Annotated in this window: 13 protein-coding genes; 4 read left to right on the forward strand and 9 right to left on the reverse strand. The window is 76.7% G+C overall.

Going from position 1 to position 14,237, the window contains the following annotated elements:
• Positions 1 to 597 carry a GNAT family N-acetyltransferase gene (locus BXA05_RS09620; RefSeq protein ID WP_061268453.1) on the reverse strand — a complete coding sequence of 199 codons (597 nt, stop codon included), beginning with the start codon at positions 595 to 597 and terminating at the stop codon, positions 1 to 3.
• Positions 598 to 728: 131 nt separating this feature from the next.
• Here BXA05_RS09620 and BXA05_RS09625 point away from each other — a divergent pair, with 131 nt between their 5' ends.
• Entirely contained in the window at positions 729 to 1,268 is a 540-nt protein-coding gene (locus BXA05_RS09625) for a hypothetical protein (RefSeq protein WP_076404832.1), read from the forward strand.
• A gap of 10 nt (positions 1,269 to 1,278) precedes the next feature.
• On the opposite strand, the gene BXA05_RS09630 is transcribed toward BXA05_RS09625, so the two are convergent.
• The 3 genes from BXA05_RS09630 to BXA05_RS09640 form a co-directional block, all read right to left on the reverse strand.
• On the reverse strand, positions 1,279 to 2,088 hold the full coding sequence (locus tag BXA05_RS09630; protein WP_076404833.1) for a hypothetical protein: 810 nt from the start codon (positions 2,086 to 2,088) through the stop codon (positions 1,279 to 1,281).
• An 81-nt stretch (positions 2,089 to 2,169) separates the two neighbouring features.
• Entirely contained in the window at positions 2,170 to 3,795 is a 1,626-nt protein-coding gene (locus tag BXA05_RS09635) for an ABC-F family ATP-binding cassette domain-containing protein (protein WP_076404834.1), read from the reverse strand.
• Positions 3,796 to 4,100: 305 nt separating this feature from the next.
• Positions 4,101 to 5,003 carry a LysR family transcriptional regulator gene (locus BXA05_RS09640; RefSeq protein WP_076404835.1) on the reverse strand — a complete coding sequence of 301 codons (903 nt, stop codon included), beginning with the start codon at positions 5,001 to 5,003 and terminating at the stop codon, positions 4,101 to 4,103.
• 95 nt (positions 5,004 to 5,098) lie between these two features.
• On the opposite strand from BXA05_RS09640, the gene BXA05_RS09645 reads away from it, so the two are divergent.
• On the forward strand, positions 5,099 to 6,373 hold the full coding sequence (locus tag BXA05_RS09645) for an MFS transporter (protein ID WP_076404836.1): 1,275 nt from the start codon (positions 5,099 to 5,101) through the stop codon (positions 6,371 to 6,373).
• 41 nt (positions 6,374 to 6,414) lie between these two features.
• On the opposite strand, the gene BXA05_RS09650 is transcribed toward BXA05_RS09645, so the two are convergent.
• Positions 6,415 to 8,256 carry a siderophore-interacting protein gene (locus BXA05_RS09650; RefSeq protein WP_076404837.1) on the reverse strand — a complete coding sequence of 614 codons (1,842 nt, stop codon included), beginning with the start codon at positions 8,254 to 8,256 and terminating at the stop codon, positions 6,415 to 6,417.
• Positions 8,256 to 9,290, reverse strand: a complete 1,035-nt coding sequence (locus BXA05_RS09655) for an ABC transporter substrate-binding protein (protein ID WP_076404838.1) — start codon at positions 9,288 to 9,290, stop codon at positions 8,256 to 8,258. The genes BXA05_RS09650 and BXA05_RS09655 overlap by 1 nt, the downstream gene beginning before the upstream one ends.
• A 249-nt stretch (positions 9,291 to 9,539) precedes the next feature.
• Here BXA05_RS09655 and BXA05_RS09660 point away from each other — a divergent pair, with 249 nt between their 5' ends.
• Positions 9,540 to 10,340 (forward strand): helix-turn-helix domain-containing protein, encoded by an 801-nt coding sequence (locus BXA05_RS09660; RefSeq protein ID WP_076404839.1) that lies wholly within the window; start codon positions 9,540 to 9,542, stop codon positions 10,338 to 10,340.
• Positions 10,341 to 10,346: 6 nt separating this feature from the next.
• On the opposite strand, the gene BXA05_RS09665 is transcribed toward BXA05_RS09660, so the two are convergent.
• Positions 10,347 to 10,904 (reverse strand): dihydrofolate reductase family protein, encoded by a 558-nt coding sequence (locus BXA05_RS09665; protein ID WP_076404840.1) that lies wholly within the window; start codon positions 10,902 to 10,904, stop codon positions 10,347 to 10,349.
• Between the two features lie 209 nt (positions 10,905 to 11,113).
• Here BXA05_RS09665 and BXA05_RS09670 point away from each other — a divergent pair, with 209 nt between their 5' ends.
• Positions 11,114 to 12,139 carry a glycoside hydrolase family protein gene (locus tag BXA05_RS09670; RefSeq protein ID WP_076404841.1) on the forward strand — a complete coding sequence of 342 codons (1,026 nt, stop codon included), beginning with the start codon at positions 11,114 to 11,116 and terminating at the stop codon, positions 12,137 to 12,139.
• Positions 12,140 to 12,184: 45 nt separating this feature from the next.
• Here BXA05_RS09670 and BXA05_RS09675 read toward each other — a convergent pair whose 3' ends face one another.
• Together BXA05_RS09675 and BXA05_RS09680 are read right to left on the reverse strand one after the other, a co-directional pair.
• On the reverse strand, positions 12,185 to 13,321 hold the full coding sequence (locus BXA05_RS09675; protein WP_076404842.1) for an endonuclease/exonuclease/phosphatase family protein: 1,137 nt from the start codon (positions 13,319 to 13,321) through the stop codon (positions 12,185 to 12,187).
• 212 nt (positions 13,322 to 13,533) lie between these two features.
• The gene (locus tag BXA05_RS09680; protein WP_009863577.1) at positions 13,534 to 14,007 is read right to left on the reverse strand and encodes an HNH endonuclease; all 474 of its coding nucleotides are present in this window, start codon (positions 14,005 to 14,007) and stop codon (positions 13,534 to 13,536) included.
• Positions 14,008 to 14,237 lie beyond the last annotated feature (230 nt).

Consider the following 14,237-nt stretch of genomic DNA (forward strand, 5'->3'; position numbering starts at 1 on the left):
TCAAGCGCCCGCGCGCGTCTCGTCGGCCAGCAGCGCGTACACGACGCCGTCGACCCAGCCCAGGTCCCGGTGCAGGGAGTCGCGCACCCCCACGCCCTCGCGCCGCATCCCCACGCGCTCCATGAGCCGCCACGACGGCTCGTTCGCGAGGAACGCGCTCGCCACGACGCGCCGCAGGCCGAGGTCCTCGAAGCAGACCCGCAGCAGCGCCCGCACGGCCTCGGTCGCGTAGCCCTGCCCCTGGTGCGCCGGGTCGAGCACCCAGCCGATCTCGGCCTCGTCGTCGTGCGGACGGTCGACGACGTCGCGCTGCGCCCAGCCGTCGCGGACCGCGAGGTAGAGGTCGCCGACCACGGCACCCTCGCGCTCCACGACGAGGGTCGTCGCGAGCCGGCCCGGCTCGGCGTGGTGCTCGCGCCACTCCTCGACCGCGGTGAACCGCTGCGTGAGCCACCGGTCCACCTCGGGCAGGCCGCGGTAGGCGAACAACGCGTCGGCGTCGTCCGGCCGGGCGCGGCGCAGCGTCAGGCGAGCGGTCCGCACGGGCCACGCGACCCGCTCCAGGGCGTCGGGGCGCACGTCGGTGGCGTCGGTCATGCGCCCACCCTGGCACGTGCGTGGCCTGCGCATCGAGGGGATTCCCGCGGCGCCGGACCGTCGGCCCGCGCCGCGGTCCCGACGACGGGCGCGTACGACGGCACGCCCCGCGCCGGTCTAGGGTCGCCCCCATGACGCTGTTCCTCGACGACCCCGACGAGGGTCTGTCGCCCGCGACGAGCCACCCCGCCTTCGTGTCCCTCGCGCCGGAGCCGTTCTACGACGAGGGCGAGGACCTCGCGCCGTTCGGCAACGACTCCGGGCACGACGCGCTGCGCGACCTCGAGGAGTGGTACGCCGCCGACGGGCGCGACGACGCGCTTCCCGCCTTCGTCGACGGCCTCCTGGCGGCGTGGGACCTCGGCGTCCCCGAGGACGTCTGGGCGTCCGGGCGGCAGGGTGTCGCGGACCGGCTCCGCGGCGGCGACGTCGACGAGGCGGCGCTCGCGGCCGAGGCCCGCGCGCAGATCGCCATCGTGCTCGGTCAGCTGAAGATCCGCGGCGGGCTCACCCCTCACGCGCGGGCCCTGGGCGTCGCGGTGCTCGACGTGCTCGCCGCCCTCAACGACCACGCGCGGGCCGTGAGCCCGGGCTGGCGGCACGCCGACGCCGACGCCGCGGCGACCGCCGCGATGGCCGCCGTCGTGCGGGCCGCGCCGGACCTGCCCTGACGACCCCGGCCTACGCCGGCGGCGGGTCGTCGTCGGCGCGGCCGCCGACGAGGTTCCGCACGCGCTCCCTGCGCGCCCGGTAGCGCGCCCCGAAGCGCTCCTGCGCGCGGGCGAGCCGGCGCGGCCGGCGACCGTACCGACGTCGGGCCCAGAACGACGACGGCTTTGCCAGCCGCAGCGCGCCCACGAGCGCGACGACCGGCACCACCACGCCGACCAGGCCCGTCGCGAGCTTGCCCTTGAGGACGCACACGAACGCGAGCGCGAGGTGCACGACGACCGTCACGGTGTAGGCGAGCCAGCCGCCGGACGCGTCGTCCGACGTGACACCGATGGGTGACGCGGACAGGAGCAGCGCTCCGCCGAGGGCCCCGCCGACGAGGATCGCGTCGATCGAGCGCTGGCCCTCCTCTGCCCAGTAGACGTCGTCGACGTAGAGCCACAGCGCGAACTCGTCGAGCGCGAGCGCGGCGCCCGCGCCGAACAGCAGCGCGAGCACCTCCGACCACGGGTGCCCGGGGGAGTAGCGGAACTCGAGCATGCCGGTCAGCAGCACGAGCAGGATGCCCCACACCTGGTGGTGCACGTGGACGCCCCCGATCGACACGTCCCCGAGGAGGGACCGCCGCGAGGGCGGCGGGGCGTCGTCCGCGGGCTCGTGCCCGGGCGCCCCCGTGGTCGTCGCCGCGGCGGCCGCGGCGCGGGCGCGGATGCGGCGCGTGATCGACCGCACGACGACGAACGTCACGACGAACCCGACGAGCGCGAACAGCGCCGGGGCGCGGCCCGTGTCGACGACGTGCTCGGTGTACCAGCCCACGGTCCCCTCCCGGCCGGTGGTCCTGGGTCCATCGTCCGAGGTCCGGGGCGACCCGTCGAGCGGGCCGCCCCGGACCGGCGCTCAGCGGGCGGGTTGCTCCGCGCCCGGCGCCACCTCGTGGAGCCCGCCGTCCCGGTCGAGCTCGAGCCGCACGTCGACCCCGAGGCGGGCGAGGAACCCGTCGTCGTGGCTCACCACGAGCAGCGCGCCCGCGTAGCCCGACAGCGCCTCGACGAGCCGCTCGACGCTGCGCACGTCGAGGTCGTTCGTCGGCTCGTCGAGCACGAGGAGCTGCGCGGGCGGGTCGGCGAGCAGGAGCCGTGCGAGCGCGACGCGGAACCGCTCGCCGCCCGACAGCGTGCCCACCGGGCGGTCGACGGCCGACCCGCGCAGGAGCAGGCGCGCGAGGTGGTTGCGGACCGTGCCCGGCGCCACGCCCGGGGCGCCGTCGCGGACGGTGTCGAGCGCGCTGCGCGCGTCGTCGAGCTCGTCGCGCCGCTGCGGGAGGTAGCCGACCCGGTCCGTGAGGAGCGTCCCGCCGGCGCGTCCCGGCTCGGGCGCGCGCCCGGCGAGCAGGTTCTCCAGGAGCGTCGTCTTGCCGGTGCCGTTGGCCCCCACGAGCGCGACCCGCTCGGGCCCCTGGACGACGACCGTGCGGTTCGTCCCGTGCAGCTCGGCGAGCCGACGCCCGCGCGGGACGTCCGGGTCCGGCAGCACGAGGTGCACGTGCTCGTCGTCGCGCACTCGGGCCGCCGCCGCGTCGAGCGCCTGCTGCGCGGCCTGGACCTTGGCGTCCAGGCCCTGGCGCATCGAGCCCGCCGAGACCTGGGCCGCGGACGCGCGCAGCCCCATGGAGATGCGTGACCCGGTGCGGTTCGCCTGGGCGGTCCGCGCCGTCCGCTCGCGGCGCGCGAGCTTCGTCTCGGCCTCGACGCGCTGGCGCTTCTCGGCGCGCAGGGCCTGCTCGGCGCTCCGCGCGGCCTGCGCCGCCGCGGCCTGGTCGACCTCCAGCTGCGCGCGCCACGCGCTGTACGGGCCGCCGAACGTGGTCAGCGCGCCCGCGTGCAGCTCGGCGGTCTCGTCGACGTGCTCGAGCAGCTCCAGGTCGTGGCTCACGACGACGAGAGCCCCGGGCCAGTCGTCGACGAGCACGGCGAGCCGGGCCCGGGTGGCACGGTCGAGGTTGTTCGTCGGCTCGTCGAGCAGCGTGATCGCGCTGCGCCGCACGCGCAGGCCGCTGATCGCGACGAGCATCGCCTCGCCGCCGGACAGCTCGCCGACGCGCCGGTCGAGGCCGACGCCGTCGAGCCCGATCTCGGCGAGCGCCTGGGCGGCGCGCGCCTCGACGTCCCAGTCGTCGCCGACGGCGTCGAAGTGCCGCTCGTCGACGTCGCCGGACTCGATCGCGCGCAGGGCGTCGAGCGTCGCGTCGATGCCGAGCAGGCGCGCGACGCTCGCGTCGCGGCCGAGCGTGAGCGTCTGGGGGAGGTAGGCGACGTCGCCGGTGGTCGTCACGCGCCCGGAGGTGGGCGTGAGAAGGCCGGCGACGAGGCGCAGGAGCGTCGACTTGCCGGCGCCGTTGTCGCCGACGAGGCCCGTGCGGCCGGTGCCGAACGTGCCGGAGAGGTGGGAGAGCGCGACGGTGCCGTCGGGCCACTCGAACGTGAGGTCGGTCAGCGTCACCGCGGACCGGTGCAGGGTGGACATGGGTGTGCTCCTCGGCCCGCGGTGCCGCGGGCGTGGTCGTGCCGGGAAGGTCGGGCGGGCCGTCGTCGCGCGGGCGCGCGGACGGGCCGCCGGTGGCGGGAGCGGTGGGGCGTCGTCCCGGCACGCCGAGGCCGCGGCACGAGCCGGGCAGGGGTCGCCGACGAGGGCTCCGACGGGGCGGAGCGGGGCGAGGGGTGCGCTGGGACGGGCCGCCGACGGCTCGGCGGCTAGAGTCTGTCGACCTCGATGAGCACGTGCCGATGCTAGCAGCGCGGCCCGGCGGGGTCTGCGGGCGCGGGGGCCCGTCACCCCGCCGGAGCCTGCTCCCGACCCGTGGCGAGCGAGGCGACGAGCGAGGCGACGAGCGCCGCGGCGGCCGCGCCCGGGTGCGGCCGCGTCACGAGCCCGAGGGACCACGCCTCCGGCGCGTCGAGCGGCACCGCGACCGCGCCCGGCGCGGGCTCGTACATGTCCGCGGGGACCACCGCGACGCCGAACCCGGCGGCGACGAACGCGGGCAGGTCGCCGACGTCGGCCACCTCCGTGTCCGCGCGCGGCGCGACGCCCGCGTGCGCGAACGCGCGCTCGGCGACCACCCGGTTGCCGAACCCGCGCGGCGTCGTCACGACGTGCTCGTCGGCCAGGTCGCCGGGCGCCACCGACCGCGCCCCGGCGAGCGGGTGGCCCGCGGGCAGCACCGCGACGAACGTCGACGACGTGAGGCGCGTGTACCGCAGACCGGGGTGGTCCTCGGGCCCGAGCCCGGTGAACGCGACGTCCACGACACCGCGCCGCACGTCCTCCCCGAGGCCCGTCGACCCGGCGGGCGACGGGGTGAGGCGCAGCACCACGCCGGGGTGGCGGTCCCGGAACGCGGCGAGGGTGCGCGGCAGGCCGAGGTACCCGAGGTTCGTGAACACCCCGAGCCGCACCGTGCCGCGCACGTGGTGCGGCCCGGGCGCGACGGCGGCACGGGCCTGGTCGACGGCGTCGAGCACCGCCCGGGCCCGGGGGAGCAGCGCCTCGCCCTGCGAGGTCAGCGCGACCGAGCGCCGCGTGCGCTCGAACAGGCGGGCGCCGAGCTCGGCCTCCAGGGCGCGCACGCCCGCCGAGACGCTCGACTGCACGGCGAAGACGCGCGCGGCGGCGCGCGTGAAGCTCAGCTCCTCGGCCACCGCGACGAAGTACTCGAGCTGGCGCGTCTCCATGCCGCTCACCCTACGACGTTCTATCGCTGACATCGATCAAGAGGATCGGTACAAGTCGTTGGACACGATCAGGAGCACAGGCGCACGGTGGACGCATGACGACGACCTCGGCACCTCCGACCCGCCCCGCACCCGCGCGACCGGACGACGCGCAGCGGTCCTCCCGGCCGCCGCGTGCGCGGCGCACGCGGCCGCTCGTCTCGCACGGGTCGGGGTTCCTCGTGGTGGCGCTCGCGTTCGCGACGGCCATGGCGTTCTCGACGGTCCCGACGCCGCTCTACCCGCTGTACCAGGCGCGCGACGGCCTGCCGACCGTCGCCGTGACCGTCGTCTTCGCCGCGTACGCCGTCGGGGTCGCCGCGAGCCTCTACCTCGTCGGGCACCTCAGCGACCGGTTCGGGCGCCGCCGCGTCGTGGTCCTCGGCCTCGTGGCCGAGCTCGTCGCGGCCGTGCTGTTCCTGCTGCCGGACGGTCTGGGCGGCCTCGTCGTCGCGCGGCTCGTCTCGGGCGTGGGGATCGGGGCCGTCACCGCGACGGCGACCGCGCACCTCGCCGAGCTCCGCGCGGCAGCCCGGCCCGGCGGCCCGGCGGACACGAGCGCCGTCGCGGGCCTGGCGAACATCGGCGGCCTCGCGCTCGGACCGCTCGTCGGCGGGCTGCTCGCCCAGGCCGCGCCCGCGCCGCTCACGACGCCGTACGTCGCCTTCGCCGTCCTGCTCGCCGCGGCGGTCCTCGCCGCCGCGCTCGTGCCCGAGACCGTGCCGCCCGCCGTCGCCCCGTACCGCTACCGCCCGCAGCGCGTCGCCGTGCCGCGCGGCGGGCGCGGCACCTTCGTCGCCGCGGCGGCCGCCGCGTTCGCGGGCTTCGCCGTCTTCGGCCTCTTCACGTCCCTCACCCCGAGCGTGCTCGCGACCGTGATGCACGAGGAGTCGCGCCTCGTCGCCGGGCTCGTCTCGGCCACGGTCTTCGCCGCGGCCGCCGTCGCGCAGCTCGCCACGGGCCGGCTCGCCCGCCGGCGCCAGGTCGCGCTCGCCGTCACGCTGACGCTCACCGGGCTCGCCGTGCTCGCCGTCTCCGTCGGCACCGCGAGCCTGCCCGGGTTCGTGGCGAGCGCCGTGGTCGCGGGCGCGGGCGTGGGCATCCTCTTCCGGGGCGCGCTCGCGACGGCGGGGGCCCTGGCGGAGCCCGGCCGCCGGGGGGAGGTCCTGGCGGGGGTCTTCCTCGTCGCGTACCTGGGGCTCGCCGTCCCCGTGCTGCTCCTGGGGCTCTCGCTCACGGTCGAGCCGCTGCGCCTCATGGTCGTCGTCTTCGCGGCGGCCACCGCGCTGCTCGTCGCGGCGGCCGCGCCGGGCCTGGCACGCCGGTCCTGAGCGGGCGGGGCGGACCGCGGTCCGCCCCGCCGTGCCGTGGGTCAGCGGGCGAGCTCGACCCGCGCGACGCCCCAGCCGAGGGCGTCGTGCCCGACGACGCGCCACCCGGCGCGCGCGGCGAGCCGGGCCACGTCGTCGGGCGTGCGGGGTCCGGACCCCGTCGTCGCGAGGGACAGCAGCGCGTGCTCGTGCGCGTGCGGGCTCAGGCCGTCGGGCGTGAGGTCCTCGACGAGCACGGCCCGACGCGCGGCCGCCCCCATCGCGGCGAGGAGCGCGACCACCTCGTCGTCGGTGCGGTGCCCGGTCCCGAGCGCGCACACGGCGAGGTCGGCGCCGGGCCAGGAGCCGGACGTGGCGTGGGGCGAGCCCGTGCCGGCCTGCTCCTGCAGGACGGCGAGCGGCACGGGGTCCTCGACGAGCGTCGTCGTGCGGTCACCGGGCACGTCCGCGAGCAGGTCGGCCACGACGAGCGCCCCCGGCCCTCCGACGGCCACCGACCGCGCGCCCGACCACACGGGCCACGTCGGGAGGCCGGTGAGCACGTAGGGCAGGACGTCGGCGCCCTCGACGACCTCCGCGGCGAAGTCGACGTCGGCCTCGACCTCTGCGCGCAGGGTCCGGCCGCGCGAGCGCGCCCACGCCGGGGCGTCCTCGCGCAGCGCCGGGGCGAGCGCGGCGAGCGCGAGGACCGCGTCGGCCTCCAGGCCCTCGTACTCCTCGCGCGCGTGCTCGTCGTCGAGGAGGTCCTCGCCGGCGTCGGCCAGGGCCACCTTGTCACCGTCCGAGGTCACGACCCCCGACGCCGTGAGGACGTCCACGAGGACCCGGACCGCCGCGGGCGCGACGCGGGCCGCCTCGGCGAGCGCCGCGACGTCGCGCGGGCCGTCGCCGAGCGCGTCGAGCAGCCCGAGCTGGAGTGCGGCGCGCGTCGCGAACCACGGCACGGGGGACGGCACGCCCGCGGGCTGCGCCGCGGGGGCGGTGCCGGTCGCGATGCTGCCGGGCGCGTCGCTCGCGGTGCTGCCCGGGACGCCGCCCGAGGTGTCGCCGACGGTGCTCGCGGAGTCGCCCGGCCTCGCGCCCGAGGGCGCCGGCTGCGCGTGCCAGTACCCGGTGACGTCGACGTGCGTGCGAAGCACGCCGCGCTCGCGCGTGAGGTGGCGGCGCACCGGCAGCAGGGCCCGGCTCTCGCTCGCAGCCCACGCGTAGACGCGCCCGGGCCACCACGTGATCGCGCGCACCGCCTCGCCGAGCGCGCCGCGGTCGCCCTCGGGCGCGACGACCCAGCGGACGGTGTCGCCGTCGCGCAGCGCGAGGTCCTGGCGCGCCGACGCGTCGCCGACCGTCACGACGACCTGCACGGGCGCGTCGACAGGACGCTCGTCGAGGAAGCGGCCGATCGCGGGCAGCGCCGTCTCGTCGCCCGCGAGCAGGGCCCAGTCGACGTCGTCGGGCCACACGGTGGAGGCCTTGGGGCCGACGAACCACAGAGCGTCGCCGGGGCGCGCCGCCCCGGCCCACGCGGCGGCGGGCCCGTCGCCGTGCAGCACGAGGTCGAGGTCGAGCTCGCCCGCCACCGGGTCCCAGCGGCGCGGCGTGTAGTCCCGACCCTGCCGGTTCGGCGCGGGCGGCCAGTCGATGCCGTGCGCGCGCTGCACGGGCAGCGCGGACGCGACGTCGCCGTCGGACGCGAGGACGAGCTTCACGTGGTCGTCGAACCCCGGGGCGTCGAACGCCGGCATCGGCAGGCCGTCGCGCTCGAACGCGCCGAGCTCCGGCCCGACGAGCGTCACGCGGCGCATGCGGGGCGTGACGTCGACGACGCGCGCGACCTCGACGCGCCGCAGGACGAGGGGGTGGGTGCGCAGGCGGTGCTGGGCCATCAGGAGAACTGCTCCTCGACGACGTCGAGCAGGGCCATCGCCTCGTGGTAGTCGCTGCGGATCGTCCACGTGGGCAGCTCGTGCGCGGTCCCGGCGGCGAACGACGGCAGCGCGGCGAACACCGGGTCGGCGGCGAGCGCGTCGAGGTCGACCTCCGCGCCGTTGAAACCGATGACGAACACGTTCGGCGCCGTGACCACCGACGTCACCTGCTCGGCCGACACCTCGAACATGTCACCGCCCGGCGTGTACGGCTCGGCCCCGGTCTGCTCCTGGATCGGCTGGACCGCGAACCCGAGCCGCTCGAAGATCGCGGGCAGCCCCTCGCCCTCCTGGAGGGCGTACGTGGTGCCCTCCGCCGTGCGGGCGAGGAACGCCGTCTCGCCCGCGGGCACGGTGATCGCGTCGCGCACCTCCGTGAGCCGGTCCTCGTACCCGGCGGCGAGCTCCTCGGACGTCGCCGCGTCGTCGAACACGTCCTCCGCGAGGAACGCGAGCTGCTCCTGCCACGTCGTGTACGTGCCGCTCACGAGGACGGTCGGGGCGATCTGGCTCAGGCCGTCGTAGACGTCCGTCGCCTGCTTGAGCGGGAAGCCCCACCCGCCACCGACGATGAGGTCGGGCTCGAGCGCGAGGATCGCCTCGAGGTTGAAGCCGTCGGCGCTCCACTCCAGGAGCTCCGTGCCGTCGGCCTCGGCCTCCTGCGCCCAGAGCGGGGAGAAGGCCGGCTCGGGGTCGTCGGTCACCTCGGGCACGGTGGCGAGGACCGGGACGTCGAGCGCGTAGAGGTAGCCGGCGAGCGCGTGGTTGAGCACGACGACGCGCTGCGGCTCCGTCGGGACGGTGACGTCGCCCTGGTCCGTGGCGACGACGCGCTCCGCTGCGGACGAGCCGGTGGGCTCTCCGGAGCCCTCCGCCCCGGCGTCGGACGTGGTGGTGCCGCCCGAGCACGCGGAGAGCGCGAGCGTCGCGGCGGCGACGAGCGCGGCCAGCGCGGTGAGGGGCCGGCGGGTGGGACGGCGGGACGGCAGCATGGGACCTCGCACTCGGGAGCAGGGACGCGGGGGCCGCACGGCGTGACCGGGGCGCACCTCGCGAGGTTAGGCTAACCACACCTGCGCGCCGTGCCGTGTCCGGACATGACACGGACGCTCCCGGACGCGACACGACCGGGCGCGACAGAACCGGGCGCGACACGTCCGCACGGTGCGCCGCGGGACGCGTCCGAGGTCGTCGCGCGGGACGGCCGGACCGGAGGGTCCGGCCGAGGAGAGGAGCGCCGCATGACCCCGACCGCGCTGGGCGCCGTCGTCCCGGAGAACGCCGTCCGCTTCCTCGGCCACGACACCCACGCGCACGACGAGCCGCACCTGGTCCACGTCGTCGCGGGCACCGCGGAGCTCGTGGCCGACGGCGCGCCCCTGACCCTGCGCACGCACGAGAGCGTGTGGCTCGCCCCCGGCGTGCCGCACTCCGTGCGCCTGCCGGGCGGGGCGATGGCCCTCGGGCCGGTGCTCTCGCCGGGCGTCGAGCCCCCCGTCCGGGTGCACCGGCTCGGCGTCGTGCCGGCCGTCACGGACGTCCTGACCGCCGTGCTCTGCGCGGGCCCGGTGACCCCGGAGCAGGTCGCGCCGTTCCGCGCGGCCCTCGAGGAGGTGCTCCGCGGGGTCACGGGCGACCACTTCGTGCTGACGCTCCCGTCGCACCCGGTCGCGCGCGCCGTGGCCGAGGACGCCCGGCGCGGGGGTGCGACGCTCGAGGAGCTCGCCGACCGACGGCACGCGAGCGCGCGCCACGTCCAGCGGCTCTTCGTCGAGGAGACGGGGCTCCCGTTCGGGCGCTGGCGCACACGCGCCCACCTCAACGTCGCGATCGCGCGGCTGCGGGGCGGCTCGCAGCTGGACGCGGCGGCGCGCGCCGCCGGCTACGCCACGCGGGCCGGCCTGCTGCGCGCCCTCAGCCGGGAGACCGGGCAGCCGGTCGCCGACCTCGCGCGGGACCCCCTGGCGGTCCTCGACCGCGCGCCGCGGGACGCGGGACGCGGGACCCGGGCGGCTCGCCCCGCCGAGCGGCTGAGCGCCTGAGCCGGATCAGCGGTCGCGCACGACCCGGTAGCGCAGCGCGGTGCGGACGCCCACCTCGTCGACGCTCACCTTCTCCAGGGTGGCGGGGACGCCGCCGTCGAACAGCCGGACGCCGCCGCCGAGCAGCACCGGCATGACGTCGACGGCGAGCTCGTCGACGAGGTCCGCCGCGAGGAGCTGGCGGAAGAGGTCCGCGCCGCCCACGAAGGTCACGTCGCGGTCGCCGGCGGCCTCGACGGCGCGGCGCACCGCTTCCTCGACCCCGTCGGTGACGAACTCGATCCACAGCCGCTCGTTGCGGCGCGGCGCGACGGGCAGCGGGTGGTGCGTCACGACGAAGAGCGGCGCCTGGAACTCGTAGTCCTCCGCGTAGCTGTCGGGGTCCTCGGCGCCGTCGAACGTGCGTCGCCCCATGAGCACGGCGCCGGTCTCGTCCTGGAGCCGGCGCATGTAGTCGCTGCCCACGAGCGTGTCGAAGTCCGCGTAGAGCGCGGCGCTGCTCCCGGCGGCGTCCTGCACGAACCCGTCGAGCGACAACGTCGCCCCGGCGATCACCTTGGCCATGGATCCTCCTCGTCCCTGTTGCGCGGTCGAGGGGGAGACCCGGGGCGGCGCGCGGACTCATCGGTCGGCGGGCGGCCTCCGGATCGGCCCGCTCCCGGACGGTGCCCGCCGTCGGGCCGTTCGGCAGTTCTCATTATCGTGTTGACCCTGTTCGCGGGCCGTCGTGAGAGTGGCTGCGGTCCCACCCGCTCTCTCACCGTGGAGGCAGCATGCCGGACGACCCTCGCCCACCCGTCCCTCGTCCCCTGACCCGTCGCGCGCTCCTGCGCGGTGCCGTCGTGCTCGGCGCGGCGACCGCGACCGGCACGCTCGCCGGCACCGTGGGCGGCATCGCCGCCCCGGCGCCCGCGCACGCGGCGGTGCCCGGCTTCCCGACCTTCCGCTACCTCGGGCAGCCGCTCGACCGGAGCACGTTGCGGTACAACCCGACGAACGAGCTGATCTTCCCCTCGGTCCGGTACGTCGCCGGGCGCGTCGAGAACCCGCTCGGCCGCTGGTACATGTACTACGCCCCGCACGACGCCCCGGGCGGCATCTGCCTGGCCTACGCGGACTCCGTCACCGGCCCGTGGCGCGAGCACCCCGCCAACCCGATCATCCCGCGCACGTGGGCGGGCTTCGACGTGAGCCACGTGTCGAGCCCCGACGCGTTCTGGAACCCGGCGGACCGCCGGATCTACCTGTTCTTCCACGGCGAGAACCACACGACCCGGGTCGCGAGCTCCGCCGACGGCCGCAGCTTCACGTACCACAACCGGGTCGTGGGGACGTACATGCTCCCGGGCGTGAGCGAGACGTCGTACGCGCGCGTCTTCCCGCACCCGACGCAGTCGGGGATCTACGTCATGCTGCTCATGGGCAACCACGGCGGGACTCGCAAGATCTACGTCGGCTGGTCGCAGTCGCTGACCTCCGGCTGGCAGGTCAAGCCGGAGCCGCTCATCACGCCGGCCGCCGGGGAGGGCGGCCAGGTCTCCGGGGCGCACTACTGGTCGCGCAACGGCGGGGGCCACGTCGTCTACCACGCGGGCTCGGGCAACATCCACGTCGCGCGCGTGGGGACGGGCTTCGACCGCGAGGACCACCTCGGGGTCCTGTACGACTCGGGGTCCGCCGCACCGGACCACGGGCGCGCCGCGGCGCCGTCGTTCGTGGAGGTCGACGGCCGCCTGCACATGTTCTACGAGGCCGGCCAGCGCGGCTCCACGACGATCGCCCTCGCCCGCGCGGACTGACGCGCCGGCCGGGCGTCCATCGCCCCGGGCGCCCGGTCGGGCCCGTCACGCGAGGTCGACGTCGGCCCACAGGGCGGCGTGGTCGGACGCCGCGTGCACGGGCGACGTCATCGTGTCGTAGTGCGGGAACAGGGTCCCGTCCTTCCCGCCCCACACGCCCCGGCGGAAGACCGACCCGCCGACGGTGCGCTCGAACAGCGCGGGGGAGAGCAGGACGTAGTCGATCTTCTGGCTCGCGGTCCCGTTGCCGTACGTCCCGGGACGCCCGTCGCCCCGGAAGTCCGGGTGCACGCTCACGTCGCGCAGGTCGGTCCCCTCGAGGAGCGGGCGCAGCGGCACCGACCCCGGTGTGTCGTTGAGGTCGCCGACGACCACGACGTGCTCCTCGCCGCGGGCGCGCAGGCCTGCGTAGATCGCCGCGGTGCGGGTCGCCTGGCGGCGCCGGGTCGCGTCCGACTCGGCCTGCGTCCCGTACCCCTTGGACTTGAAGTGGTTGACGAGCACGGTGAGCGTGTCGCCGCCCGGCAGCACGACGACGTACTCGGGGCAGTCACGACCGAAGACGAGGCGTCCGCGCGAGTCCCGGTCGTCGACGTGGGAGCGCACCGTCCCGATCTCGTAGGGCCGCCGCGTGAGCAGCCCGACGTCGATCCCGCGGTCGTCGTTGCCGTCGATGACCATGACGTGCGGGTAGAGCGCGCGCCCGGAGCGGGTGACGCCCGCGTCGGTGAACCGCTTGAGCGCGACGCGGCTCTCCGCCTCGACGACGGCGAGGACGTCGGCACCGACATCGGCCACGACGCGCGCCGTGTGGGCCATCGCGAGCTCGTCGACCCGGTCCTTGACGAGGTCGACCCAGCCGACCCAGTCGCCCCGCCCGGTCGCGACCACCTCGGTGCGGGCCGTCCCGGCGGCCTGCGACCCGGTGCGGCGCACGAGCCGCCCGCGCACCTGGCGCAGCACCGCGAGCGCGGCGGCGTCGGCGCGCAGCAGGCCGAGCGTCTCCAGGTGCTCCAGGATCTCGGCGCGGACGTCGGGGCCGTACCGCTCCTCGGCGATCAGGGCGTTGACCCGGGCGTGCGCCGCCAGGACCGCGTTCCCCGCGGTCAGCGGGCCCGCCATCGCGCGCGGCCGCTCGAACAGGTTCTCGACGTTGAACGTCCCGATCCGGACCGTCGCCATCGTGGGCTCCCTCGCGCGGCCCGGGACCCGAGGTGGGTGCGCGGCGCGGACCGGCTCCACCAGGAGGGAGGGGCGCGGCCGGTGTCCCGGACGCCGCCGTGGTCGCGGTCGCGGTCGCGGTCGCAGGACCGCACCACGCGGCCGGCCCGGCCGGTGTCACCGCCACCGGCCGGGCCGCCCGTGACCGGCCGGGCGCGCCGGCCGGTGACCCGTCAGCGTCTGCGCGGGGCGGGCGCCGACGGGTAGATGTCGCGGAACGCGGGCTCGAACGGTCTGGACAGGAGCGACAGGCCTGCCTGCTCGGGCGTGCGCCCGCCCTTGGCCGCGTTGCACGGCTCGCACGCGGCGACGGCGTTGAGCCACGTCGTCGTGCCGCCCTGGCACCGCGGGACGACGTGGTCCATCGTCGTCGCGGTCCCGCCGCAGTACGCGCACCGGTAGCGGTCGCGGCGCAGGAGCGCGGCGCGCGAGTACGGCACGCGGCCCTGCCGCTCGTACACCCAGCGCGCGTGCACGTACCGCACGAGCGCGACCGACCGGGGCCGCTGGTAGGGCCCGAACGTCTCGCCCTCGACGGCCTCCAGCACCTCGGCGACCTGCCGGTGCAGCATGCGGATCGCGTGGCGCAACGACACGCGGCCGAGCACCTGGCTGCCGCCGAGGTTGTAGATGACCACCTCGCTCATCGTCGCTCCTCCTGTCGTGCGTTCGCGTGCCGTGCCCCGGGACGACGAGAGCCGCCCCAGGACGGTGCCCCAGGACGGCTCTGCAGGTGGACGACGCACGTCGTCTACCTGAGGAGCGCCCTTCGGGACGGGTCGACGGACCACTCGTGCGTCACGCGGGTCCACCTGCCCTTCACCGGTCGTCATGGTCGAGCGTCCGGGCGGGTCTCGACCGGACGCCACGAGGCTAT

This window comes from Cellulosimicrobium funkei (assembly GCF_900155925.1).
Classification (GTDB): domain Bacteria; phylum Actinomycetota; class Actinomycetes; order Actinomycetales; family Cellulomonadaceae; genus Cellulosimicrobium; species Cellulosimicrobium funkei.

What these genes read in the sequence shown, in the direction of transcription:
- BXA05_RS09665 (WP_076404840.1), bottom strand. Translation starts at nt 10,904, where the DNA reads ATGGCCAAGGTGATCGCCGGGGCGACGTTGTCGCTCGACGGGTTCGTG.
- BXA05_RS09640 (WP_076404835.1), bottom strand. Translation starts at nt 5,003, where the DNA reads ATGGAGACGCGCCAGCTCGAGTACTTCGTCGCGGTGGCCGAGGAGCTG.
- BXA05_RS09670 (WP_076404841.1), top strand. Translation starts at nt 11,114, where the DNA reads ATGCCGGACGACCCTCGCCCACCCGTCCCTCGTCCCCTGACCCGTCGC.
- BXA05_RS09675 (WP_076404842.1), bottom strand. Translation starts at nt 13,321, where the DNA reads ATGGCGACGGTCCGGATCGGGACGTTCAACGTCGAGAACCTGTTCGAG.
- BXA05_RS09620 (WP_061268453.1), bottom strand. Translation starts at nt 597, where the DNA reads ATGACCGACGCCACCGACGTGCGCCCCGACGCCCTGGAGCGGGTCGCG.
- BXA05_RS09660 (WP_076404839.1), top strand. Translation starts at nt 9,540, where the DNA reads ATGACCCCGACCGCGCTGGGCGCCGTCGTCCCGGAGAACGCCGTCCGC.
- BXA05_RS09625 (WP_076404832.1), top strand. Translation starts at nt 729, where the DNA reads ATGACGCTGTTCCTCGACGACCCCGACGAGGGTCTGTCGCCCGCGACG.
- BXA05_RS09645 (WP_076404836.1), top strand. Translation starts at nt 5,099, where the DNA reads ATGACGACGACCTCGGCACCTCCGACCCGCCCCGCACCCGCGCGACCG.
- BXA05_RS09650 (WP_076404837.1), bottom strand. Translation starts at nt 8,256, where the DNA reads ATGGCCCAGCACCGCCTGCGCACCCACCCCCTCGTCCTGCGGCGCGTC.
- BXA05_RS09655 (WP_076404838.1), bottom strand. Translation starts at nt 9,290, where the DNA reads ATGCTGCCGTCCCGCCGTCCCACCCGCCGGCCCCTCACCGCGCTGGCC.
- BXA05_RS09635 (WP_076404834.1), bottom strand. Translation starts at nt 3,795, where the DNA reads ATGTCCACCCTGCACCGGTCCGCGGTGACGCTGACCGACCTCACGTTC.
- BXA05_RS09680 (WP_009863577.1), bottom strand. Translation starts at nt 14,007, where the DNA reads ATGAGCGAGGTGGTCATCTACAACCTCGGCGGCAGCCAGGTGCTCGGC.